The 260-nt window shown below is 66.5% G+C and carries 1 protein-coding gene; it reads left to right on the top strand.

Annotated elements, in window-relative coordinates; all coding sequences use genetic code 11:
- Positions 1-260: hypothetical protein (locus SAZ04_RS22390; protein WP_332699867.1), on the top strand; the 260-nt coding region annotated here is incomplete at both ends.

Raw genomic sequence — 260 nt, forward strand, 5'->3', positions numbered from 1 at the left:
TTGCCTGGGTGCAGGCCGATGCCGATGGTTATGTCGGTTACCTGCCGGAAGCAGCTCTTGCCGAGGGCGGGGAGCCGACCCACTGGATCGCCGTGCCGCGCACCTTCATCTATCCGCAGCCGGAATTGCGAACCTTCCCGACGGCGGCACTGTCGATGGGCAGCCGTGTCACGGTAACGGGCGAAACGGAAGTCCGCGGCACGCGCTACGCCATTCTGTCGAACGGCGGTGCCGTCATTGCCCGGCACTGCCTGCCGGTC

Source organism: Halalkalibacter lacteus, assembly GCF_036663595.1.
Taxonomy (GTDB): Bacteria; Bacillota; Bacilli; order Bacillales; family Bacillaceae_D; genus Halalkalibacter; species Halalkalibacter lacteus.